This window comes from Sinorhizobium fredii (assembly GCF_002944405.1).
GTDB classification, from domain to species: domain Bacteria; phylum Pseudomonadota; class Alphaproteobacteria; order Rhizobiales; family Rhizobiaceae; genus Sinorhizobium; species Sinorhizobium fredii_C.
The window spans coordinates 3,531,357-3,554,575 of the sequence record NZ_CP024307.1; the positions used below are offsets into that span (position 1 = coordinate 3,531,357).

The window sequence follows — 23,219 nt, forward strand, 5'->3', positions numbered from 1 at the left end:
CACTGTGCTGCTGATCGCCGGGCGAAACCGGCGCGACAGTACGACGGGATAGAGGATGAAGGACCAGGCAATCCGCGACATCGTTCTATGGATGTCGGACGAGGCAATTCGCGGGCTCAAGGAACAGGACCTTCTTGCGGGCTTCTGCGACCGTTGCCATGCTGCCGGCGTTCACGTCGACCGCGCGCTCGGGCTGATCGACACGCTCCACCCGGAATTCGAGGGCCGCGCCTTCCAGTGGAACAGAGAAAGCGATGAAGTGCCGGACGTTCTGCACTACGGCTCGACGACCAGCGGCGAGGCACTGGCGAACTGGCAGCGCTCTCTCTTCTTCCACATGCTCCAGGCAGACGAAACAGAACGCCGCATTCGCCTTGCGCAGGAGCGAGACATCCCCTTCACCACCCTCGACACGCTCAAGTCCGAGGGACACACCGACTGTGTCGGCTTCATCCACCGCTTCACCGACCGCGGCCGGGTAGGCCAGATGGATTGCTTTTACTCCCACTGGGCGACGAAGAGACGTGCAGGCTTCAGCGACGAGGACCTTGACGTGCTCCGGACGCTGGTGCCGACGCTTGCGCTCGCCGTGAAGGCGGCCTCCTGCGTCCGCATCATCGGCACGCTCGCAGACGTCTATCTCGGCCAGGACGCCGGGCGGCGCGTGGTCGAGGGCAGCATCGAACGGGGGGCGGCCGAGCGCATCGAGGCGGTCATGTGGTTCTCGGACCTGCGCAACTACACGCGCATCGCCGAGAGCATTGCGCCGGAGGAGGTCATTCCCTTCCTCAACGACTATTCCGGTACGGTGATCACGGCAATCGAGGAGCATGGCGGCAGCGTACTGAAACTGATCGGCGACGGCGTCCTCGCGATTTTCAACGGCCGCCAGCCGGCCGATGCCTGCAATGCGGCGATCGCCGCCGAGCGGCAACTGCGCGTCATGCTCGCCGAGCTGAACGAGCAACGGCTCGGGGAAGGAAAGCCGACCACCGACGTGTATCTCGGCCTGCATATCGGCGAGGTCTTCTACGGAAACATCGGCAGCCGGAACAGGCTCGACTTCACCGTGGTCGGCCCGGCCGTCAACGAGGTGAGCCGCATTGTTTCGATGTGTCGCTCGGTGGAACGGCACCTCATCATGTCTTCGGAGTTCATCGAGGCCTCTCCGGCCGCCCATCGCGCCAACGCCGTTTCGCTCGGCCGCTTCGCGCTTCGCGGCGTCGCAAGAGCGAAGGAACTGTTCACCTGGGATCCGGAGATCGCCGGCGCGCCAGAGCCGGACTGACCATTTCGAGCCGGAGCATCGCCCTTGCCTACAAGTGGCAAGGCTTCGGCACTTGCTGCGGAAAGCGTTTAAATCCTGGAGATCGAAGGTTTTTTGGAAGACCTGCAGCTCGTGACGGCGACACGGCGCCGCCTGCACCCTTGCCTGCTCCGAGAGGTAGAAATCCACGCGTCGGCGGGGCTTGTGCCGGCTTCAGCGGGGGTTGCGCGGGGAGGCGAACGCAAAAAGGCCCGCGCTTGGCGGGCCGTTTTGAGGACTATTTGGTTGCGGGGGCCTGAAGCCACGGAGACTTGTAAATTTCCAAGCCTCGGGGTGGCTTTACGGCGAGAATTTCTGCTTCGCCCCCAGGAGCAGCCGCCGTTGCATCGCCGCGCTCACGACCGCTGTCGACCCTGGTGAGACCTACAGAGCAGCATCGAGCCTTTATTGTCCTTGATCGGCCTGTTCGGGAACAGCGGCTTTGTATGGAGAAACCCGCCGTCACCTGCCGTTGCCCAGATTTGCCCCACTCAGGAACGCCATCCGGGATGGCTCATGTTCCCATAGCGGGATGAGGGAAGCACTTTACCCTTTGGCTGTCGCCAGATTGGTGCTGAGCTCGAAAGCGAGTCCCGATCCATCGCTGTATGGCTGCAGCGCGGACGCACTCTCGCTCACGATCTCGTCCACGATGCGCTTGCGTTCCTGATTGCCCATCTCCTTGGCTAGAGAACTCATCCCAACCAGCGCCATCGTATTCAATCGCAGGAAGGGTGCACCTTCTTCGAAACGGATGGTGCGCGAAACGATCCTTGATCGGACCTCATGGAAACCTGCGTCTCGCAGCAGCGCCTCAAGCGGGGCAGCATCCCCTAGGCTGTACCGCTGATCGACGATGGCGCCCAGGTGGCGCTCCGCGACGCGGCGCAGCTCCCGAAAGAACGGGATTTCATCGTCTGGGCGCCACGTGGCCAGCGCCAGCCTGCCACCCTTTGCCAGCGCGCCACGCATCTGCGCTGCCGCCGCCGGCTTGTCAGGAAAAAACTGCAGTCCTTGCTGGCAGACGAGCACGTCGAACTGCTCTCCGTCGCGAAGAGGCAGTGCGCTGGCATTGCCTTCGCGCCAGTCTATGGCTGGTTCCACAGCGCGCGCCACGGCAAGCATATCCGGACTGATGTCGATGCCGACGACATATGCGGCGTGACCGAGTCGCTCTCTTGCAACGCGCGCCGCTACTCCTGTTCCGCAAGCGATATCGAGGACACGGTCGCCTGGAGATAGTGCCAGCTCTTCGAGAGTCATTTCGGCCCATGGGCGGAAAAGAGGACCGACTAGCCACCGCTCGTACATCTCCGGGAAACTTGCCTGGTTCATTGCGTAGCTGGGTAGCGTCATGATTATCCTCCACGAAGTTGCCACCGGTCATTATTGGAGACAGGGCCAACGTCCGTTCCATCAGCATGCTGGTCATTCTGGCACCGAAGCTCGTATGGCGACAATCCACCCGACGCCGACGGATCGAACCGGAAAGATCGACCCCTTGCGGTCGTTGGCGAAAAGCACCACGAATGGCTCGATTGAGCCAGAAGCGGTCATTCCTCTGTTGGTGGCGACGTTTGAGAACTGACTCAGAATAGGCGACCGACAAATCGCTCAGTCTCCCATGTCCTGAGAAAAGTGACCTCCCGTGCTATCCAACCGACACTGTTGCTCCCCCACTCTCGTGCGCGGCTCGCGTACTCACCCATCAGCCAAAAGTGGCGGACGATCACAAACCGAATAGCTGCTTCGAAGTCGTCAGGAGTTATTGGTCGGATTGACTGATATCCGTCAACGAAGGCAGCCCACATAGCAGTCAACGACCGGCCGAAAGAGACTTGTGCCCACAAAAAAACGGCCAAGTCGTACGCAAGGTATCCCGGACCTCCGTCATCGAAATCGAAAAACACGGCTTCTCCAGCCCCATTGATACGCGAATTGAAGCCGTGGCAGTCCCCGTGGCAATACGTCCATGTTAGGTTTCTGAACGCCTTGATAGCCGCCGCAGTCCGCTCGGCGATCTGTCCAAGGTCGCTGAGGACAAGTGCATCTTCCACAATTCCGCTATCGCGGATTCGGGCAAGAGGCCGATGCAGCAAATGTTCCAGATCAAGCTGGTACAGCGCACCGTCAGCCGGAAATGTCTCGGCCGCGTTATGCAGTAGAGCAAGGGTCTTTCCGTTGGCCCAAGCATCACCGGTGCCAGTTGCAAGCGGTTCTCGGCCATCGATCGCCTGAAAAAGCACACCATCGCGTGCACCCTCTGGTGCGTGCCCTTGAAGGAAGAACGTGCCATCGCGTGTCGGAATGGGCGCGGCGACCGGAACTCCCAATTTAGAGAGGTGGGTCAAAAATGCAGTTTCGCTCCTGACGTTGGCTGGCCCACGCGCGCGATGGTGAGAAAGCCGAAACACATAACGCTCGCTGCTCGTCACGCTGGCCAGGTAAACGTCATTCAAGCCGCGTTGAAGCAACTGGCAAGAAACCGGCGCTCCCAACGCGTAGTGCTTATCGATAAAGCGTTCGATCGCCTCAGTCTGAGAGGTCGAATATAGCGGATCAAAGTCATACATGGCCGGTGTTCCGTAGGTGCCGTAAAAGCAATCAGCTTTGCAAACTACGGAGTTCCACAACGACCGCAATGCCCGCTGTTGGCGCACCACGGCCGTCGCAGCCGAGTTGATCGGGCGACCGCGTTCAACCACTGCAATCACTCGCGGAAACACCGGAACTCCGGTCCTGGCCCCGAACCAACCATCCTGCACATTTCGGCAAACGGTGATTATAGGCCGCAGGAGGATGCTCGCCTGCGCACGAACTGCCCGCTTTGCCGCACGTATTCCTGACGACCTGGGAGGGGCTTCAGAGTCGTTTCACGTCGCTTCGACCGTATCGGCAATGTAGCCACCCGTCTGCCGCTTCCATAGCCGCGCGTAGAGCCCGTCTCGTTCGAGCAGCGCCGACGGTGTTCCTTGCTCGACGATGCGGCCTTTATCGAGCACGACGATCCGGTCCATGCTGGCGATGGTGGAGAGGCGATGCGCGATAGCAATTACCGTCTTTCCCGCCATCAATAGGGCGAGCTTGTCCTGCACCGCAGCCTCGGCTTCGCTATCTAGTGCTGACGTCGCCTCGTCGAGCACAAGGATCGGCGCGTCCTTGAGCAGGACTCGTGCGATAGCGACGCGCTGGCGCTGGCCCCCGGACAGCTTTACGCCGCGGTCGCCGACGAAGGCGTCATAACCGGTGCGGCCTTCGCTGTCCTTGAGATTGGCGATGAAGCCGTCCGCCTCAGCTAGCCTCGCGGCATGTTCCACCTCTTCCCGCGAGGCACTTGGCCGGCCGTAGCGGATATTGTCGCCTACCGAGCGATGCAGCAGCGATACGTCCTGGGTGACCACGCCGATGCTCTGACGCAGGCTCGCCTGCGTGACGTTGCGTATATCCTGCCCGTCTATGTAAATGGCGCCGCCCTTCAGATCGAAGAAGCGGAGGAGCAGGCTGACCAGGGTCGACTTGCCGGCGCCGGAGAGGCCGACCAGCCCCACCTTCTCGCCGGCACGCACAGTGAGCGACAGGCCTTCGATCACCCCTTGTCCCTGCCGGTATTCAAACTGCACGTTCCTGAACTCGACCTGGCCGGCCCTCACGGTGAGCGAGCTGGCGTTCGGCGCGTCGATGATCGTCGGAGGCGTGGTCACGACGGGCATGGCGTCGCGGATCGTTCCCACCGCCTGAAAAATCTGCTGCCCCATCTGCAGGAAGGCACGGGAGTTCGCGTTGAGCCGCAGCACGATAGCAACCGAGGCGACGAACTGGCCGATGGTGACGAAGCCGCCCACAAGTCCCCAGAAGCCTACGGCGGAATTGGCGAGTATGAGGACGGTATTGAGCAGGATGACGCTCGTGTCGGTGGTCAGGTGGATGCGCCTTTCGCGCTGCTGGCTCTCGATAGCGTTCGCCATGATCTTGCGCATCGTCCCCGCTTCACTGTCCTCCGCCGCGAACAGCTTCACCATCTGGATGTTGCTGTAGAGGTCGGTCATGGCGCCGACGACAAGGCTGCGGGCGCGGGCGGTCTTGCGCGAACGCTCGGAAAAATGCGGCACGGCTACCGACGCAAGCGCGATGTTGGCCGCGATCCAGACGAAGACGGGGAGCGCCAGCGGCCAGGAGAGCGCGCTGAGCAGAACGAGCGAGCCGACAAACTGCACGAGGAAGAGCGGTCCTTGGTAGAAGGCCACGACGATCTGCTGCTGCACGGCAGACGCGACCTGGGAAATGCGCGCAGCCACCTGGCCGGCGAAGAGATCGTGGAAGAAGGCGAGGTCTTGGCGCTCCACCGCCTTGTGGCCTTGCCATTGCATCGCGGCCGGCATGCAGACTGCCACGGCCTGCGAGTTCAGCGTGTTGCCGAGGAAGATCAGCAGCGGCAGCACCGGGAAAACCAGCACGCCGAGAACGGCCAGCGTAGGCCAATTCTCTTGGAGGAAAGCGGCCGCGCCCTTGGCGGTCACCCCGTCCACGACAAAGGAAATGCCCCAGATCGTCGCGAGATTGATGCCTTCGATAGCGATCATCAGCATGGCGACGGCCGCGAGCGCGCCGCGGAACATCGAGGCGAAATGCATGAGAAGCGCGAACGGCCCCCGTGAGGGCAGCGGCGTGTAAGGAATGTCAAGCGGACGAATGAGCGTCTCGAACGGGCGATAGATGAGATCCGAAAACGACATGGCGGCTCCGGCTAAGGACGAGAAGGGGGCAAAGGGACTCATTGCGACTAGAGCACGGATCCTACCTGCCGCGCCGATCCGGACAGAATGCGAACGAAGCGGCCGCATTGCAACTCCTGATGACAGGAGATCTAAGCTTTTCATCTGATGGCTGTCTGCTATAGCCTGTGCCGACCGGGAGTGGACAGGCGGTCGAAAATATTTGCCGACGGACGGAGGGAGGTAATGACTAGAAATCGCCGTGCCAGTTTGAATGAGATACGCGCATTCCACGCGAGGATGATGGCGGTTGCCAGCAACTCGGCAGACGAACGGCTTGAGCGGATATTTGAGCTTGTCCCGCGCGAGGCCTTCCTGGGTTCCGGGCCGTGGCAGATCAAAGTCAATCGACGCTACATAGAGACGCCCAGCGTCGATCCCTGCTACGTCTACCAGAATGTCCTTGTCGCACTGGATGTCACGAAAGGCATCAACAATGGCGAACCGTTCCTCCATGCAGCCTTGATCGGCGCGGCGGCCCCCAAGCCTGGTGAGATGGTCATCCATGTCGGCGCGGGAACGGGCTACTATACCGCGCTGCTGGCGATGCTGGTGCTGCCAAACGGGTATGTTCAAGCTTTTGAGATTGATCGACGGCTGGCCGACCGTGCGCGGGAAAACCTCGAGCCGTTTGAGGGCGTTGCGGTCACCAATGATGATGCGACCGCTCTGCCCATGCAGAGCGCCAACCTCGTCTATGTGAGTGCCGGCGTCGTCGCGCTTCCAGCGCACTGGCTGGAAGCACTGCTCCCCGGCGGCCGCATAATCTTTCCTTGGCAGGCAAACAGGAGGACCGGTCTCGCAGTGCTGATCACACGAACAGCCGCAGGCTACGAAGCGAGGCCACTGATGCCAGCTTGGTTCATTCCCTGCGTCGGTGCATCAGATGGTGCCAAATGCAGCAAGTTGCCAAGTTCGGCCGATGCATGGTCGACACGCTCGGTCTGGCTGACACGGGATCGCTCGCCAGACGAGACGGCCGTTGCAATCTACAAAGACCTTTGGTTTTCAACCGCCGACGCAAGACCGCCCAGGTCGAGCTGATATGGGTTCGCGACCTTTGATGCCGATCAATCCTTTCAGCGACTCGGCCGCGGCAGCTTTCGTCACCAGCGGACTCAACGCCGCTAACCGGCACCAGACGCCGGCTAGTCACGCCTTCGACCCGTTGCGGACATACGCCGGGAGCGCATTGAAAATCCGGTAATGAGTGCAATGCGGTCTTTAACGCGCCCAGCGAAAGGGTCCCTGCAGCAGATAGTCGTCCCACGCGGCCATTGAATATTAGCATGAGCAGCGACGACAACGCTGACCCAGCAGACCGAGTTCGCGAGCGGTCGCGAACTTAATTGCATCGAAGTCCGCGGGCGCCAGCGTTCTACCCTTCATGGCCGAAGGGGAGAACGCGCGGTCGATGGGTTTGACGAGTGGCGGGTCAAAGATGCGCCTTCAAGCCCGGCGTTCGGATGCGCTCGGACGCCACTTGATCAAGCGTCTCTCTGCCATGTCCAGGATGCTGTCGATGATCAGGACGAAGATCGCGAGGATAAAGATACCTGCAAAGACGCCCACTGCATCGAAATTGCCTTCGGCCTGTGCGATGAGGTAGCCGAGGCCGGCGGAAGAACCGAGATACTCGCCGATGATCGCCCCGACGACGGCAAAGCCGACCGATGTACGCAGGGAGGATAGGATCCAACTCGCTGCTGCCGGGAAGTAGACATGGCGGAGCAGGTCCGACCGCTTGGCCCCCAAAATGCGAGCGTTCGACAGCACCACCGGGTTCACTTCGCGGACGCCTTGCATGGCGTTGAAGAAGGTGACAAAAAACACGAGCGTCACGGCCAGCGCCACCTTGGACCACAGACCGAGGCCGAGCCAAAGCACGAAGATTGGCGCCAGTACGACGCGAGGGATCGCGTTCAAGCCCTTGATAAAAGGGTCCAGGATCCGCGCCGCCGAGCGGCTGAGGCCGAGCCAAACGCCTGCCGCCACGCCAAGTGCCGTTCCGACCAGATAGCCGAGCACGGTTTCCGTCAAGGTGATCGCCACATGGCTATAAAAGCTGGTGTCCATCACCCAGGAAACAACCTGGTTGAAGATGTCGACCGGCGCCGGGAAAAAGAAGACGTCGATAACGCCTGCCGTGACACCGAGCTGCCAGCCGCCGACAATTACCACCAGCAGCACGACCTGGATTAAGCGTTCAGTCATGGCGTTCATAGCTTTTCTCCACTTCGCCGCGCAGCGACGACCAGATGTTGCGATAAAGATCCATGAAGCGTGGATCGAGCTTGATTTCGGCGACGTCGCGCGGGCGTTCGAGATCGACGGGGAAGCTGTCGATCACCCGCGATCGCGGTCCGGCGGCAAGCACCACGACTCGATCACCGAGGGCAATTGCCTCCTCAAGGTCGTGTGTGATCATCACAACGGCGCGCCTTTCTTCCTGCCAAAGCCGCAACAGCTCGTTCTGCATCAGATGGCGGGTATGGATATCGAGCGCCGAGAAGGGCTCGTCCATCAGGATGACCTTGGGGCCAGTAATCAGCGCCTGGGCCATCTGCACGCGCTTGCGCTGACCGCCGGATAGCTGATGGGGATAGCGATGCTCGAACCCCTTCAGTCCGACTTTCGCCAACCATCTCATCGACTGCTCGCGACGTTCGGCAGCGCCGACACCCTTGAACATGGGACCGAGTTCCACGTTCTCGATCGCGGTCTTCCACGGTAGCAATGCGTCCTGCTGGAAGAGATAACCGATGTCGTTCTGGATCGCACGCACCGGCTGACCATCGATCGATACGGTGCCACTCGCAGGTTTCAGCAGGCCGGCAGTCGCATTCAGTATTGTGCTCTTGCCGCAGCCCGTAGGGCCTACGATGGCGAGGAACTCGCCATCGGCAACACTCAGGTTCACATCTTGCACGGCCACGTAGGCGCCGAATGCCATGGTGACCGAGTCGAGGGAAACCATCGACTTTGCTTGATGAGGGTTGTCCGTCGGGGGTGCGGTTTTAACTACGGCCAATGCCATGACCTCCTCCTGTCAGTTGGCAGCGACGGTCGGGACCTTGCCGACGAACTCGTTCGTGTAGGTTTTCGTAAGGTCGATTTCAGCCGCGGCGACTTTTTCGTTGAAGCTCTTCAGGACGGCGAGCGGAGTCTTGATATCTTCCTCGTCGATGCGCCCGTCCCTTGAAAAGATCGCCTTCGCGTTCTCGACCGCCTTGATGTAGGTGTCACGATCGCCGGAGATGAACTCCTTCGGAAGCTTGTCGACGATCTCTTCCGCGGAGTGGCTATTCATCCACTCGAGCGCTTTGACCGTCGCATTCGTGACCTTCTGGATGGTTTCCGGATTTTCCTCGATATAGCTCTGTGTGGCATAGAGGACGGAGGTGGGGTAAATCCCGCCATAGATCGCCTTGGCACCGTCGTCGCTGCGCCCGTCGATCAGGATCTTCCCAACACCCTTGGCTTCGATGAAGGTTGCCGCCGGGTCGTAGTTGACGAGCAGGTCGACCTTGCCCTGTTCGAGCGCTGCAACGGCGGCAGATCCGGAGCCAACGCCGATCAGCGAGACGTCGTCGGCGGACAAGCCGTTGCGCTGCAGATAATAGCGGACGAAGAAATCGGAAGACGAGCCTGGCGAGGTGATCCCGATTTTCGCCCCTTTGATCGTTTCAGGCTTTGCCGGGTCGAATGTGCTTTCCTTCCCGCCTGCCAGCACCAGGCCGGAATTGCGAGCGAGTTGCACGAAGGCCACGACGGCCTTGTTCTGAGACTGCATCTGGATGGTGTGGTCGTAGAAGCCGACGGCGATATCCGTCGAGCCGGCAACGAGCGCCTGGAGAGTCTTCGAGCCGCCCGACGCGAAGTTCTCTACCGTCACCTCCAGGCCTTCCTTCTCATAAAGGCCGAGCCCTTGGGCGACCGGAAAGGGAAGATTATTAAGATTATAAGAACCGACGCTGATGCGGACCGGATCCGCCAACGCGGGACCGGTAAAGGCGACGGTTGCCGCGAGGGCGAGCATGAGCTTGTGCATGATATTCTCCTCCTGTTGATGGCGCCCTCCCGGCGGCCACGATCATTATGCCGCGCAACCCAGTTGCGTGACAGGTTTTGCGAAGACATGTCCTTCGAACAGCCGGCGGGCGGTGCGAAGGATGCCGGCAACGACCTTGCCGTCCCTTCCATAGAGCTTGACGTCCAGGTGGCCGCTCGGGTGCTCAATCGAAAGCACCACCGGCGGTTTGCGCGTGCCGACGAGAAGGGAAGCTACGGTGCCTTCATTGATGCAGGCGGTGGCAATCCCCACGGCCCCGGTCGTCGCCAGCGAAGGGTGACATTGATGCGGCATGAAATAGCGCACGTTGACGTCCCCTCCTGACTTTGCCCTGGAAATGAGCACGGGCTTCGGAGTCACCTGGTTGCGCACGTCGCCAAGGCCCATCCGTTCTCCGGCAGCGATGCGCAGCTTTTCCAGCCGTCCTTGCAGTTCCTTATCAGCATTGAGTTCAGCCGTTGACTCGAAGCCTGTTGCGCCGATCGAGTGTGCCTCGACCAACACCATCGGCATGGCGCAATCGATGCATGTGACAGCCACACCGTCGATCCAATCGATAGGCTTGCCGGTTGGGAAGAGCTGTCCGGTACGCGCGCCGGCTGCGTCCATGAAGGTCAGCGCGATCGGCGCTGCGCTGCCCGGTACACCGTCGATCGCCGCTTCGCCGAGATATGAGACGTTGCCATTCGGCGTCGGAACGTCGGCTTCGATCATCTTGCCAGTGTTGACGTTATGGATTCGGACGAGCGTCGTTTCGCCTCGGACCGGAACCAGACCCGCCTCGATGGCGAAAGGGCCGACCGCAGCAAGCATGTTGCCGCAGTTCGGAGAGGTGTCGACCATCTGTTGGTCGACCCGCACCTGGGCAAAGAGGTAATCCACGTCAGCACCAGCGATGGTGGCAGGTCCGACGATGGCCACCTTGCTCGTGACCGGGTTGCCGCCGCCGATGCCATCGATCTGCAGCGGGTGACCCGAGCCCATGACGGACAGCAGGATCTTGTCCCGCTCGCTGGGCTCCGCAGGAAGATCGGCTGCCAGGAAGAACGGACCTTTCGAGGTGCCGCCTCTCATCAGCACGCAAGGGATCGCCAAGAGGTCGTTCATCGCTTGTGCTTCCATTGGAATTATGTCATCGCCGTATCAATCGGCCTGTTTGATCCAATTATCGGAAGTACGGTTGATTTGTGAAATGCTAAGAATCGGGAAATTGATGCAAGATGAGCATTAATTGCGAGATCCTTGATCTTCGGGCGTTCTTGAGCGTGGTCGAGCTGGAGAGCTTTCATCGTGCTGCCGATGCGTTGCACCTGTCGCAGCCCGCCCTGAGCCGCCGGATTCAAAAACTCGAGCAGGCGATTGGAGCGCCCCTACTGGAGCGAACGACCAGGCATGTGTCGGCGACGGCGCTCGGAACAGAACTCATTCCGCTTGTGCGGCGCATGTTGGAGGAATTCGACGGTTCCTTGTTCGCCGTACGCGACGTTGGCGCCAATCGAGGCGGATTGGTAACGATCGCATGCCTCCCTACCGCAGCATTCTACTTCCTACCGACCGTCATTCGCGAGTTCAACGAGAAGTATCCCAACATTCGCTTTCGTATCCTCGACCTGCCCGCGACCGACGGCCTCCAAGCTGTGGCACGCGGTGAGGTGGAGTTCGGCATAAATATCATGGGCACGTCGGACCCGGACTTGATCTTCGACCGGCTGGTGGAAGACCCTTTCGTGCTGGCAGCGCGCAGAGATCATCCCCTCGCCGCCAAGGCCGCGGTCGGCTGGGCAGAGCTCGAGCCCTACCACCTGATAACCGTTCATCGATCAAGCGGCAACCGAACCTTGCTCGACGCGGCCCTGGCAAAATCGAATATCAAGCTACGTTGGTTCTACGAGGTGACCCATCTGTCCACTTCCCTCGGTCTGGTGGAGGCGGGCCTCGGAATCTCGGTCCTGCCGCGCATGGCGACCCCGCAGGATGACCATCCGTTCTTGATCACGCGCCCGATTGGCGATCCCGAGATATCGCGTACCATCGGCGTGGTCCGCCGCCGGGGCGGCACCTTGTCGCCGGCAGCGGAGAGATTTCTCAAGATGCTGATGGGCGCATGGGGAAGTGCTTGAAGGGACCTTCATGAGGATGGCTCGACAAACCCTGTTAGCGTGTCTGGGCTCACCGAAGTGCCTTGGGTCTGGCCGCATTCGCCGAGGCTGCCCGCGGCCGGCTGTCTCGAGGTTTGCGGGTTCGAGGTCTGCCTGGTGCTATCGAGGCCTGCCTGGTGCTATTAAGCCGTTCGGCCGCACCGCGCCAAATGGCTGTTTTCCACCCTGCTGCGACGTAATATGAACCGGAACGATCGACCCATTGCTGCCGCTCGTATACACGCATCCGAATTTCCGGTTCCGGCCGAATTAAAGCCGTTCACCAGCAGACCCCACTCCCGCTTACTCTTTGCAAGGGGTCCGCTCAGGGAACCATCGAACGGAACAAATGCGCTTTGATCGATGATCTCTGATGCCTCCGCGAGCGTCTCCCCGACGTCCGATATCATTGAGGATTAATTCTGAAGATCGGTCGGTCCAACAGGACATCAGGGTTGGAGAATGACTGCAGGACCATCATCACCTCGGTTCTCGAGCGGGCGTTGCGAATCCCTTGTAGAACCTGGCTCGATCTGAACGGACGGCAAAGTTTGGCAAGTACCGGCAAAAAGCCTTCCTGGTGGTCCTGCGGCCAGGCCGTCGCCAGAAGAATGTCTACCGGTTCGTCGTCAGGTGCGTCAAAATCGATACCCTGCCGAAGGGTCATCAGTGTACCTTTGCGGGTGCGCGAAGCTTCGGCACGAGGGCATGAGGCAGGGCAAATCCTCCGCCAAAAGCGGTCGATCCCAACGCCTCACGCTCCACAAGAGGATCAAATATGGAGTCGGCCTCGAGACCAGTTCGCTCTGATATATCTGACGCGATCGCTTGAAGAGCGGATCGTCTGTCCTGGCAAGGAGCCTTGATTAACAGTTCCCGTTGCCAGTGGAACTCATGTGGACGCATCACAACCCCTGACTCGATCGCGGTGAAGAAGTCATTACGCGAACTTCCTGCGACGACCGGTCATATTCCGGACGGTATGTCCTGACAGGGATCTGGGGGTTTTCGAGCGAGAATCAAGGTCGCAATGCAGTCAACTCCGTTCACGTCTCGTCGTCCGCCGATCAATTTATCATCTGATTGAGCGTGCGACTGCCATGTCCGTCAAACGACTGCTTGCCACCGAATGCGCCAGAACCGGGACAAGCACGCGGCGAGCGGCGCGGTAGTTGAATGCCCGGACAGCACCAGCGGCGCCTGACGGATATCGCCGACCTCGATCAACAATCCGCTGAACTCCTTTGCAAGCACACGCCGTTCGCGTATGCTGAGGGCCTCCCCAAGGCTCGGCTGTTCACAACATCGGCTCTCGAAACCGGTAGTCAACATGAAGGACCAGCATGCTCGTACCGCGAACGAGTTCGCGCGGCGAGCCTATGAGCAAAGTGTGCTGTATCGCTTTACCGACCGCCTCTATCGAGCGCGTTCAGTGGATGACGTCTATCAGGCGTCTCTCGATGCAATCGTCGACGGACTGGGATGCGGCCGCGCCTCGATCCTGCGCTTCGACGCCAAAGGGGTCATGCGGTTCGTCGCGTGGCGGGACTTGTCTGAAGCCTATCGGCAGGCGGTCGACGGACATTCGCCGTGGCGCCAGGGCGATCAAAATGCACAGCCGATCTTCATCATCGACATCGTTACGGCCGACATACCGGCAGGACTGAAGACGACGATCCGGAAGGAAGGTATTGGTGCCCTCGCCTTCGTGCCGCTGGCGATCGACGACAAGGTCATTGGCAAGTTCATGGCCTATTTCGCAAGGCCTCACGACTTCACGACGGACGAACTCCAACTGTCACTGACGATTGCCCGGCAACTGGGTTTCAGCATCAGCCGCCATTTGGCTGACGAGAACGCCCGGCGATGGAGCGCCGTGGTGGAATCCTCGAATGATGCCATCTTCACCAGTGACCTGGGCGGCATCGTCACCAGTTGGAATACCGGCGCCGAACGGCTGCTCGGCTATACGCAAGCTGAGGTCCTGGGGACGCCGGCGGCGGTCCTCATCCCGGACGATAGCCTCGACGCTGCTGCGGGTCGCGGCAGCGGGCTGTTTTCCAGGCTCACTGGTCGACCCGTATTCTGAGGAAATGACCCGCAATCTTGTCAGCGATTACGGCATGGAACCATCCAGGGCCGAAGCTTTGCGCACCATAATGGAGGAGGCGTTCCCTGAAGCGACCGCGGAGGGATGGGAAGAGATGGAGCCAGAGATGCGCAATGATCCGAAGGATCGCCATGTCGTCGCGGCAGCCGTCGCGGTCGAAGCGACGATCATTGTCACCTCGAACATCCGCGACTTCGGCAACCTACCCGAGGGCATCATTGCCTTGACCCCTGACGAATTTCTCTCGAAGATCTTCGCGCGACATCCAAAGGAGGTACTTGAGGCCCTGACGATACAAGGGGCCGCCTACCGGCGACCAGAGCTGACCGCCGGCGATCAACCTGATAAAGTTCGGTTGAAGTTCTTTCGGTCGGAGGGTTGGCTCCGGCCGAGTTGTTTCCAACCCGCTGAGACCGAACGGCATTGTGGCGCCAGCAGTTACCCTCATAATACATTCATGCGATCTTAAAAGCACAGGCCGAGGCGCCCAGGTGAAATATCCGATCAGCTTCCCCAGCGCAGCGCCGCGGTGTCAACTGGTGCGTCCCACAAGGAAAGCTCTCGTTCGTCGAGGCGCGCAACGGTGATTGAGAGGCCCGCCATGTCCAGGGAGGTGACATAGGTTCCGACCAGCGAGCGGGCAACTGTGACGCCCAGGCGCGCAAACCGCGCGCGGGCGGAATTGTAGGCGAGATAGAGCTCCGATACCGGGGTGCCACCGAAGCCATTGATGAAGAGGAGCAACTGGTCGCTCCGGTCCGGCGCCAGATCGCTCAAGATCGCCTCGAGCATCGTTTCCACGATCTCGTCGCCGGTCGCGATTTTGACCCGTGCACGTCCCGGCTCTCCGTGAATTCCGACGCCCATCTCCATTTCGTCTTCGCTGAGCACGAAGGTCTTCCGCTCGGTGTCGGGTACTGTCACGCCGCTAAGCGCCACGCCCATCGTGCGGATGCGGCCGTTCAGGTCCTCGCCAAGCGCACTCAGTTCTTCGAGCCGCCAGCCGGCCTCCGCCGCCGCTCCAAGCAGCTTCTCGACCACGAGTGTTCCCGCAACACCTCTCCTGCCCTGGCTGCGCTTCGACCCGCTGGGATTTACGTCATCGCGCACGATCAGGGTGGCGATCCGGTGCTCGGCCGCCGCGAGCTCGGCGGCCATCTCGAAATTCATGACGTCGCCGTCATAATTCTTGACGATCAGCAGACACCCCTCGCCGCCGTCGGTTTCCCGGATCGCGGCAATGATCTGGTCCGGCGTCGGGGAGGTGAAGACATGTCCGGTGCAGGCCGCGTCCAGCATACCTTTGCCGACAAAACCGACGTGCATCGGCTCGTGTCCGGCGCCGCCGCCCGAAATGAGCGCGATCTTGTCCGGACGAAGACTGAGTCGGCGAACGAACCTCCTGTTCGCTCCGAAGGTCACCAGCCGTTCGTGGGCCGTAACGAATCCCGCGAGGCTTTCGGCCACCAGCGTCTCGGCTCGATTCATGAATTTCTTCATCGTGCCCCTCCCCACGACGCCGTGCTCTCCTGCCCCGCAAATCGCCGCAACGCTCCAACTTGGCACCGGGTGCTCGAACAGGGCCCTGACGGAGCAGCGATGTACTGAAACACATCACGACCCTCTAATCCATCGTTCCGACCAGTTTCGCCATGTTCCGGACGAGTTCCTCGATCGCTTCGTCGAAGAGGCGGTTCTTCTTTTCGTCGCCGAGATCGGGAACGATCAGCGAGAGCTGGCGCAGCTTTTCCGCGCTCCCGAAATCTGGCAGCTTGCCGGGGTGCGCGGATTGATAGGCCTGAAGGAAGCGCTCCTGCTCGCCCGGGCTGAAGTGACAGACACGGAAGATCGTCGCGAGATGACGCGCCGGCAGCGGGGTCGAATAGGCTGGACTCGTCACCTGTGTCACGAAGCTGCGATGCTTGCCGAGTGCCGCGGCGAGCCGCTGGCGGGTTCCCGATGGCCGATTGTCGATGATTTGCGCCAGGACCGTCTTGTAGGCGATGATCGCGTCTTCAACTGTCTCGCGCGACATTCATTTCATCTCCGCCGCGGCCCGGCCGTCCGAGCACATGCCGCCGATTATAGTTCTGATGTCCGCCAAGCGATTGGGCGCCACCGAGAAATGGCGAAGGCCCGCAGCCATGAGCGCCGGTATATGCCGCGGGTCGGAGGCCATCTCGCCGCAGATCCCGATTGGTTTTTTCATCGCCTCGGCAAACGCCACGCCCTGCGCGATTACCCTTAAGACCGCCGGCGTGGCGGCGTCGTAAAGTGCGGCGACACTTTGATCGTCCCTTGCCGCCGCCGCAAGATATTGCGCCAGATCGTTTGTCCCGAAAGAGAAGAAGTCCGACCGCGAAAAACGATCGAGCATCAGCCCCGCCACCGGGACCTCCACCATCATGCCGATCTCCGGCATGCGCGTTTGCACGCCCCTCCTGCCAAGCGCGGTCGATTCCTCTTCGAAGATCGCCCGCATAGCTTCGAGTTCATCCGGGACCGTCACCATCGGCAAGAGGACGCCGAGATTGCCATGTACGGCGGCCCGCAGCAGCGCGCGCGCCTGGGCGCGGGCCAGCTTCGGCCGCGCCAGGAGCAACCGGATGCCCCTGAGGCCCATGAAGGATTCACTCCTCCTCGCTCCGGGCAATGTCTTGTCGCCGCCGAGATCGAGCATGCGCACGATCGCCGGCGATTCGCCGGCCCAGTCCAATGCATGCCGATATATGTCGTAATGCTTTTCCTCATCGACGGCATCCGCGGGCGAAGTCACCAGAAATTCGGTCCGCATCAGACCGATGCCCGCGAAGGAGGCTGGATCAACGGCCCTGAGCTCGAGCGGATCGTTGATGATGGCGGACAGCCGGATCGCGACGCCGTCGGCGGTTTCGATCGCTCCGCCGGCGCGCGAGGCGGTCGGCCTTGCTGCAGGCTTCCTCGATTTCGCCTCGCGAACATGCTCATCGTCGGGCGCGATAACGGCTCGGCCGTCATTCCCATCGACAAGAACGCGCGCGCCGGGTGCGATTTCGAACCGTCCCGTCGCCACCAGCATGGGTACCGAACGGCTGCGAGCGAGCATTGCCACATGGCTGGAGACGCTGCCTTCGAAGAGGACGATGCCGCCGCCCGTGGTCCAGTCATGCGCGAGGAAGAGGCTGGGCTCGAGGTCCTTGCCGACGAAGACCGAACCGGGCGCAAAATCTTCCAGGGGGCGGCCCGTGAGCGCACTGAGGACGCGATTGCGGATGTCGACGATGTCGACCGCGCGGGCGCCGAGCTGCTCATCGGGCGCCGCCTCGATACCGGCGATATAGTCGTCGAGCGCGCCGAACCAGGCGAGTGCGGCGCCATCGCCGGCCAGCATCCGTTCCTCGGCCATTTCGACGAGAGCCGGATCGAGCAGCATCTCGATCTGGAAGTCGAGAATGCCGGCGCTCTCCTCGTCCGACCGATACGCCAGAGCCTCGAGCTCCGCAACGGCGGTGGTGACGGCCCGTCGCAGCTTGTCGCCTTCAGCGGCCACGGTGTCGCCGGGCGCGGGCGCCTCCGCCGTAAATTCGGCGGCGAGATGGACGGGCCCGACCCCCACACCCGGAGAGGCGGATATCCCGAAGATTTCAAGCGTTTCGGCCATGCTTCTTGTCTTCATCGAAGTCGCGCTCGACGAGCGCTTTAAGGGCATGGATCGCTTCGGCGGCGCGCAATCCTCGGGCTCGGATTTTCAGAATCGAACCCCTTCGAATCCTCGCCCCCATGATCTTGACAATGCTCTTGCCGTTCAGCCAAACGCTGCTGTCATTGACCTTGATCTCGACGGTGCACGGAAACGACTTCGCTAGCCGCGTGAAGATGACCGACGGGCGAGCATGCAGCCCGAAGCCGTGCGTCACCTCGATCTCCGCCTGGCAGTAACCCTGCGTCTCGACTGCCTCCGTCGCTTCTCGTCGCGGCCTGTTGTCCATCACGGTGACAGCTCCTCCGCGGTCGCCACGACGCGCGCGAGTGCCGCTCCGCCCGATGCTTCGGCCGCGGCCATCACCGCCCCCTCGACGAGTGGCGCGTCGCAGATGATCACTCTTCCCGAACGCGGCTCTCCGAGCATTTCTATCGCCATTTCGCTGTTCGTCTCCGCCCCGCCGAGATCGACGAAGACGGCGACCCCCGCATCCGACCAGGCCTTTTCGATCGCGGCGCGGATGCCGGCGGCGTGAGTGCCGAGCCCACCCTCCGCATTGCCGCCCGACCACGCGAGCGGCACGCAATCTCCGACCATCTGGCGCACCATATCGGCGGCACCCTCGGCGACGAGCGGCGAATGCGAGACGATGACGATGCCGACATTTGCGGATTTCGGGTTCATGCCGGACGTTGCTCCTCCAAAAAACGACAGATCGCGACCGTCAGCAGCGCGCAGCTCCTGGCCCCCGGATCGACATGTCCGACCGACCGGTCGCCGAGAAAGGCGGCGCGCCCGCGCATCGCCCTCATGCCGAAGGTCAGGCTTGCCGCCCGTTCCGCCTCTTCGGCGATGCCCGTCAGACCCGCGCGCCTTACCACTTCGGCATGCACCGGGTAAAGCACGTCGAGCAGCGTCTTGTCGCCGGGACTCGCCCGCCCGCGACGGGCAACGGCCTCAATGGCAAGCTCGAGCGCGCGTGCAAACTCGATCTGTCCGTCCGGACCGGCCAATTGACGGCCGGTCTCCATCAGCAGCGTTCCGTAGAGCGGACCGGCCGCACCGCCGACGCTCATGACGAGAGCCAGGCCAATCTCCTGGAGTGCGTTCGGCAAAGGCAGGTGCGCGAGCCGGTTTCGGTCGGCGTAGACCGCCTCCAGGCCGCGACGCATGTTGGTGCCATGGTCTCCGTCGCCGATCGCCCTGTCGAGTTCCGACAGATGATCGGCATTGGCGGCAATCACCTCGCGACAGGCTTCGATCAACCCGCCTATGAGCGCTGCATGTGCCACCACGACCAACACCCTTTTACCAACCTCGCTCGATCATACTCGCGATCGGCCGCCATCGTCAGAGCATGTGCTTAACGAAGCCCTGCTGCGACTTCGAAGACCGCCGCCACCGCGATGGCTCCCGGGTCTGGTACGCCGTCGAGATCCCCTTCGCCGATGTAAGAAGCGCGGCCGGCCTTCGCCTTCTTCATCGCCCGAGTTGCATCGGCGCCGGCGCGCGCCGCGGACGCCGCAGCGGCAAGGCCGCCCGCCCTAAGCGCGCGCAGCGCCGGATCCAGAGCATCCACCATCGTTCGGTCGCCGACGGCCGCCCCGCCGTAGAAGGTCATCCGTTCGAGTCCCGCCAAAAGCGCGCCTGCCATGTCATTCGTGTCCGAATAGGCCTTGGCCGCCGCCGTGAAGAAGATCGACAGCAGCACGCCGCTCGATCCGCCCATGCTGGTGCTGAGAATGCTGCCGATCGACGACAAAGTCGCTGCGATGTCCCTCAGCGGCAGCCTTTCGATCTGGGCAAGAACGCTGCGCGAACCCGTCGCCACAGTCGAGCCGGTATCGCCGTCACCGGCCCGGGCGTCGAGATGGTTGAGCTCCGCTTCGAGCGAGAGCAGATGATCGCAGATCGCCGCGATCAGCCGATCGGCGGCCGGATCGTGACTGGCCGCGACGGCCTCAGTCGCGGGCAAAGCAATTGCCGGCAGAACGGAGACATCATGCCGCTCGACGGCGGGTATCCAGGCATGTGGGCCGACGGGCGATTTCAATGCCGCCTCACGCTCGCCATCAAGCCGGATGAGCGAAAGCGAAAAGCCGTTCATGTTGAGCGCCGTCATCATCGGCGCGGGGCCTATCGTCAGTTTCACACGTGCTGCGAGTGACGTGGAAAGGACCGTGTGGGCGATCAATCCCATCTCGATCGGCGGCACGGCACCGAGATTGTTGATGAGAAGCGCATAGCCGCCGTCTCGCGGCAAAGCTCTGGAGAGCCGCTCGGACATGGTGGCAACAATGCTGCGCGCCTCCTGTAGGGCGATCCGTTCGGCGCCGGGTTCGCCGTGGATGCCGAGCCCCAGTTCCCCCTCGTTCGCCTCGAGCCGTTCCGCATGGGCCTGGCCAGGGATGGAGCAGGAGGAGAGCGACACGCCGAGCGAAACGATGTCGCGCGCGGCCGTGCGGGCGGCAGCGGCAACGGTCTCGAGATCCGCATCCTGCTCGGCCAAATGCCCCGCAAGCTTGTGGACGAAGAGCGTTCCGGCGACGCCGCGCGGCTGAGCGATATCCGGCAGCGCGATGTCGTCGGCAACGATCACCATCTCGACGCGAAAGCCTTCGACGCGCGCCTTTTCCGCCGCGAGTCCGAAATTGAGGCGATCGCCGGTATAGTTCTTGACGATCAGCAGGCACCCCTTCGGCCCGGTCACCGCGCGGATTGCGGTCAGCACCGCATCGACGCTCGGCGAGGCGAAGATCTCGCCGGAAACCGCCGCAGTCAACATGCCTTTTCCGACAAAGCCCGCATGCGACGGCTCATGGCCGGCCCCGCCGCCGGAAACGACCGCAACCTTCGCCTTGTCCCAGTCGCCGCGCAGGACGACTTTGATATCGGGATAGCTGTCGAGGCGCGCGAGGGTGCCAGGTGGCGCGGTCTGGAGCAGGCCGTCCAGCGCCTCGGTGACGATGTTTTCCTTGCGGTTGAAAAAGTGCTTCATCGTGCTCATCCAATTACCTTGTCGATTAATCCCCGCAGCATCAGCGCAGCCGCTCGCCGGCCGACCCGAAATAAAGGGGCTGTCTCAGCGAAAGGTTGATCCGGTCGCCTGGTTTGATGGAGAGATAAGGGTCAGCAAGCGTCACGAGCTTGTGGCCCTGCACCCGGATGTGCAGGTGGTTCTGATCGCCGAGGTGCTCGATCCAGTCCACTTCGGCGTTGCCCCGAGCATGTGTGGTGATCTCCAGATGTTCGGTCCGCGCACCGATCGTCAGCGCGCCGGAAGGTGGTGCGGCGCCGGGCAGGAGGTCTATGGGAAGCAGGTTTATATGCGGTTGGCCCAGGCGCGCGGCGACGTGCAGATTGGCCGGGTCCGTGTAGATCTCCCGCGGCGTGCCGATCTGCACGAGCCGGCCTTCCGAAAGGATGCCGATGCGGTCCGCCATCGTCATCGCTTCGACCTGATCATGGGTGACGTAAAGCAGCGTGGAACTCAATTCGCCCTGGATCCGCTTCAGCTCCAGCCGAAGCTCGGCGCGGAGTTTGGCGTCAAGCGACGACAGCGGCTCGTCCATCAGATAGATCGCCGGACGGCGCACGAGCGCGCGGCCGATCGCGACGCGCTGCATCTCGCCGCCCGAAAGCCGGGTCGAGCGATTTTCGAGCTTGTGATCGATCCGAACCATGCGCGCGACATCGCGCACACGCCGGTCGATCTCCTCGGCACCCAGCTGGCGCGCCGGAGAGCGCAGCGGAAAGGCAAGATTGTCGTAGACGCTTAAGTGCGGATAGAGCGAATATTGCTGGAAGACAAAGGCGACGTCCCGCTCGGCCGGCGATTGCCCGCCAACATCGCGGCCGGCAATCGTCACCCGCCCCTTGTCCGGTCTTTCAAGGCCGGCGATCAGGCGCAGCGCCGTGGTCTTGCCGGCCCCCGTCGGCCCGAGGAGGACGACGAACTCCCCGTCCCTGATCGTGAGCGAAAGATCGTCGACCGCCGCCGTGTCGCCGAACGTCTTACCGATACCGTGAAGAGCGACCTCAGCCATGGCAGGTTCCCGCGTGGAGGGACGAGGCGATCGCCCTGCCCGAGGCACAGTCGAAGACCGCAAGTTTTGCTGGATCGAATTCGAGCCCGAGGGTCTCGCCGAGCCTGAAGCTTCGGTCGGCCGAAATGCGGGCCTTGACGATGCCGGAGGCGGTTTCAACGGCGACGATCTGGTTCGTGCCGAGGTACTCGCTGCCATAGACAGCACCGCGAAGACCGGATTCGTCGTTGAAGCGGATATGTTCGGGACGCACGCCGAGCGCCAGTTCGCCTGGCAAGACATCCTCGCCGATCTCAGGCACGACGACCTCGATGCCGTCAAGCAGGATCGATCGCGTCCCCCGTTCGAGTCCCGAATGGAAGCGCATGAAGTTCATCGGCGGCGAGCCGATGAAGTCGGCGACGTACATCGAGGCGGGCCTGTTGTAGATTTCCTGCGGCGTGCCGAACTGCTCGACCACTCCGTGGTTCATGACCGCGATCTTGTCGGCCATCGCCATGGCTTCGTGCTGGTCATGCGTGACGTAGACCGTGGTCGCATGAATGCGATTGTGCAGTTCGCGCAACTCATGGACCATGACCTCGCGGAATTCCGCATCGAGCGTGCCGAGCGGCTCGTCCATCAGGAAGCATTTCGGCCGCCGGACGATCGCCCGTCCAAGCGCCACGCGCTGACGATCGCCGCCAGCCAGGCCCGAGACCGACCGGTCGAGGATGTGGTCGATCCGCAAGAGCTTCGCGGTCTCTTCGACGCGGGCGCGGATTTCCGTCTTGGGCACGCCCTGCGACAGGAGCGGGAAACCGATATTCCTGCGCACATTCATGTGCGGATAGAGAGCAAAGAGCTGAAACACGAAGGCGATGTCGCGGGCGCTCGCCCGATTGAAGGTGACGTCCTCGCCGTCGAGATGGATCTTGCCGCTGGTCGGAAGCTCAAGCCCGGCGATCATCCGGAGCGTCGTCGTCTTGCCGCATCCGGATGGCCCAAGCAGCGCCAGGAACTCGCCGTCATTGACGGTGAAGCTTGAATCCTCGACGGCGATGAAATTGCCGAACTGCTTGCGGAGGTTTATGATCTTGATCTCGGACATCGC

At 61.9% G+C, this 23,219-nt stretch carries 23 protein-coding genes; 5 read left to right on the forward strand and 18 right to left on the reverse strand.

From position 1 onward, the window contains the following. Nucleotides 1-55 precede the first annotated feature (55 nt). Nucleotides 56-1,288: an adenylate/guanylate cyclase domain-containing protein gene (locus NXT3_RS17300; protein ID WP_037420355.1), complete on the forward strand. Its 1,233-nt coding sequence runs from the start codon at nucleotides 56-58 to the stop codon at nucleotides 1,286-1,288. Between the two features lie 564 nt (nucleotides 1,289-1,852). On the opposite strand, the gene NXT3_RS17305 is transcribed toward NXT3_RS17300, so the two are convergent. The 3 genes from NXT3_RS17305 to NXT3_RS17320 form a co-directional block, all read right to left on the reverse strand. Beyond that, a complete protein-coding gene (locus NXT3_RS17305) occupies nucleotides 1,853-2,662 on the reverse strand; it encodes a class I SAM-dependent methyltransferase (RefSeq protein WP_104839751.1) in 810 nt (269 codons plus the stop codon). Between the two features lie 233 nt (nucleotides 2,663-2,895). Then, nucleotides 2,896-3,879 (reverse strand): phosphotransferase enzyme family protein, encoded by a 984-nt coding sequence (locus NXT3_RS17315; protein WP_104839753.1) that lies wholly within the window; start codon nucleotides 3,877-3,879, stop codon nucleotides 2,896-2,898. Between the two features lie 300 nt (nucleotides 3,880-4,179). Beyond that, nucleotides 4,180-6,039: an ABC transporter ATP-binding protein gene (locus NXT3_RS17320; protein ID WP_104839754.1), complete on the reverse strand. Its 1,860-nt coding sequence runs from the start codon at nucleotides 6,037-6,039 to the stop codon at nucleotides 4,180-4,182. A 225-nt stretch (nucleotides 6,040-6,264) separates the two neighbouring features. On the opposite strand from NXT3_RS17320, the gene NXT3_RS17325 reads away from it, so the two are divergent. Further along, nucleotides 6,265-7,122 (forward strand): protein-L-isoaspartate O-methyltransferase family protein, encoded by an 858-nt coding sequence (locus NXT3_RS17325; RefSeq protein ID WP_104839755.1) that lies wholly within the window; start codon nucleotides 6,265-6,267, stop codon nucleotides 7,120-7,122. 405 nt (nucleotides 7,123-7,527) lie between these two features. On the opposite strand, the gene NXT3_RS17330 is transcribed toward NXT3_RS17325, so the two are convergent. From NXT3_RS17330 to NXT3_RS17345, 4 genes are read right to left on the reverse strand one after another with little or no spacing between them, the layout of a single operon-like run. Further along, on the reverse strand, nucleotides 7,528-8,301 hold the full coding sequence (locus NXT3_RS17330) for an ABC transporter permease (RefSeq protein WP_097540184.1): 774 nt from the start codon (nucleotides 8,299-8,301) through the stop codon (nucleotides 7,528-7,530). Continuing rightward, on the reverse strand, nucleotides 8,285-9,115 hold the full coding sequence (locus NXT3_RS17335; RefSeq protein ID WP_097540183.1) for an ABC transporter ATP-binding protein: 831 nt from the start codon (nucleotides 9,113-9,115) through the stop codon (nucleotides 8,285-8,287). Before NXT3_RS17335 ends, NXT3_RS17330 begins: the two co-directional genes overlap by 17 nt. 12 nt (nucleotides 9,116-9,127) lie before the next feature. After that, nucleotides 9,128-10,129 (reverse strand): ABC transporter substrate-binding protein, encoded by a 1,002-nt coding sequence (locus tag NXT3_RS17340; RefSeq protein WP_104839756.1) that lies wholly within the window; start codon nucleotides 10,127-10,129, stop codon nucleotides 9,128-9,130. A gap of 45 nt (nucleotides 10,130-10,174) precedes the next feature. Continuing rightward, nucleotides 10,175-11,257, reverse strand: a complete 1,083-nt coding sequence (locus tag NXT3_RS17345; protein ID WP_104839757.1) for a 4-oxalomesaconate tautomerase — start codon at nucleotides 11,255-11,257, stop codon at nucleotides 10,175-10,177. A 113-nt stretch (nucleotides 11,258-11,370) separates the two neighbouring features. On the opposite strand from NXT3_RS17345, the gene NXT3_RS17350 reads away from it, so the two are divergent. Then, nucleotides 11,371-12,270: a LysR family transcriptional regulator gene (locus NXT3_RS17350; protein ID WP_097540180.1), complete on the forward strand. Its 900-nt coding sequence runs from the start codon at nucleotides 11,371-11,373 to the stop codon at nucleotides 12,268-12,270. A gap of 424 nt (nucleotides 12,271-12,694) precedes the next feature. On the opposite strand, the gene NXT3_RS17355 is transcribed toward NXT3_RS17350, so the two are convergent. Both NXT3_RS17355 and NXT3_RS33270 read right to left on the reverse strand, forming a co-directional pair. After that, entirely contained in the window at nucleotides 12,695-12,955 is a 261-nt protein-coding gene (locus NXT3_RS17355; RefSeq protein ID WP_104839758.1) for a PTS sugar transporter subunit IIA, read from the reverse strand. Next, on the reverse strand, nucleotides 12,955-13,194 hold the full coding sequence (locus tag NXT3_RS33270; RefSeq protein ID WP_104839759.1) for a PTS sugar transporter subunit IIA: 240 nt from the start codon (nucleotides 13,192-13,194) through the stop codon (nucleotides 12,955-12,957). Before NXT3_RS33270 ends, NXT3_RS17355 begins: the two co-directional genes overlap by 1 nt. 424 nt (nucleotides 13,195-13,618) lie before the next feature. On the opposite strand from NXT3_RS33270, the gene NXT3_RS32460 reads away from it, so the two are divergent. Together NXT3_RS32460 and NXT3_RS17370 are read left to right on the forward strand one after the other, a co-directional pair. Continuing rightward, nucleotides 13,619-14,377 (forward strand): GAF domain-containing protein, encoded by a 759-nt coding sequence (locus NXT3_RS32460; protein ID WP_234828061.1) that lies wholly within the window; start codon nucleotides 13,619-13,621, stop codon nucleotides 14,375-14,377. A 4-nt stretch (nucleotides 14,378-14,381) separates the two neighbouring features. Continuing rightward, nucleotides 14,382-14,867, forward strand: a complete 486-nt coding sequence (locus NXT3_RS17370) for a VapC50 family PIN domain-containing toxin (RefSeq protein ID WP_234828062.1) — start codon at nucleotides 14,382-14,384, stop codon at nucleotides 14,865-14,867. Nucleotides 14,868-14,902: 35 nt separating this feature from the next. Here the strand turns inward: NXT3_RS17370 and dhaK are convergent, their stop codons facing one another. From dhaK to NXT3_RS17415, 9 genes are all read right to left on the reverse strand, one after another. Continuing rightward, entirely contained in the window at nucleotides 14,903-15,898 is a 996-nt protein-coding gene (gene dhaK / locus NXT3_RS17375) for a dihydroxyacetone kinase subunit DhaK (protein ID WP_097527748.1), read from the reverse strand. Between the two features lie 124 nt (nucleotides 15,899-16,022). Next, nucleotides 16,023-16,433 carry a hypothetical protein gene (locus NXT3_RS17380; protein WP_097527747.1) on the reverse strand — a complete coding sequence of 137 codons (411 nt, stop codon included), beginning with the start codon at nucleotides 16,431-16,433 and terminating at the stop codon, nucleotides 16,023-16,025. Beyond that, a complete protein-coding gene (locus NXT3_RS17385; protein WP_104839761.1) occupies nucleotides 16,434-18,038 on the reverse strand; it encodes a putative PEP-binding protein in 1,605 nt (534 codons plus the stop codon). After that, complete coding sequence (locus NXT3_RS17390; protein ID WP_097540542.1) at nucleotides 18,022-18,366, reverse strand: HPr family phosphocarrier protein; 345 nt, start codon at nucleotides 18,364-18,366, stop codon at nucleotides 18,022-18,024. The genes NXT3_RS17385 and NXT3_RS17390 overlap by 17 nt, the downstream gene beginning before the upstream one ends. Next, nucleotides 18,366-18,764, reverse strand: a complete 399-nt coding sequence (gene dhaM, locus NXT3_RS17395; protein ID WP_097527744.1) for a dihydroxyacetone kinase phosphoryl donor subunit DhaM — start codon at nucleotides 18,762-18,764, stop codon at nucleotides 18,366-18,368. Before dhaM ends, NXT3_RS17390 begins: the two co-directional genes overlap by 1 nt. Then, entirely contained in the window at nucleotides 18,761-19,381 is a 621-nt protein-coding gene (gene dhaL / locus NXT3_RS17400; RefSeq protein WP_423827848.1) for a dihydroxyacetone kinase subunit DhaL, read from the reverse strand. The genes dhaM and dhaL overlap by 4 nt, the downstream gene beginning before the upstream one ends. A gap of 62 nt (nucleotides 19,382-19,443) precedes the next feature. After that, nucleotides 19,444-21,078, reverse strand: coding sequence for a dihydroxyacetone kinase subunit DhaK (locus NXT3_RS17405; RefSeq protein ID WP_176536695.1), 1,635 nt, complete (start codon nucleotides 21,076-21,078; stop codon nucleotides 19,444-19,446). Between the two features lie 40 nt (nucleotides 21,079-21,118). Next, nucleotides 21,119-22,126, reverse strand: a complete 1,008-nt coding sequence (locus NXT3_RS17410; RefSeq protein ID WP_097527741.1) for an ABC transporter ATP-binding protein — start codon at nucleotides 22,124-22,126, stop codon at nucleotides 21,119-21,121. Next, a complete protein-coding gene (locus tag NXT3_RS17415) occupies nucleotides 22,119-23,216 on the reverse strand; it encodes an ABC transporter ATP-binding protein (protein ID WP_104839762.1) in 1,098 nt (365 codons plus the stop codon). The genes NXT3_RS17410 and NXT3_RS17415 overlap by 8 nt, the downstream gene beginning before the upstream one ends. Between the last annotated feature and the right edge of the window lie 3 nt (nucleotides 23,217-23,219).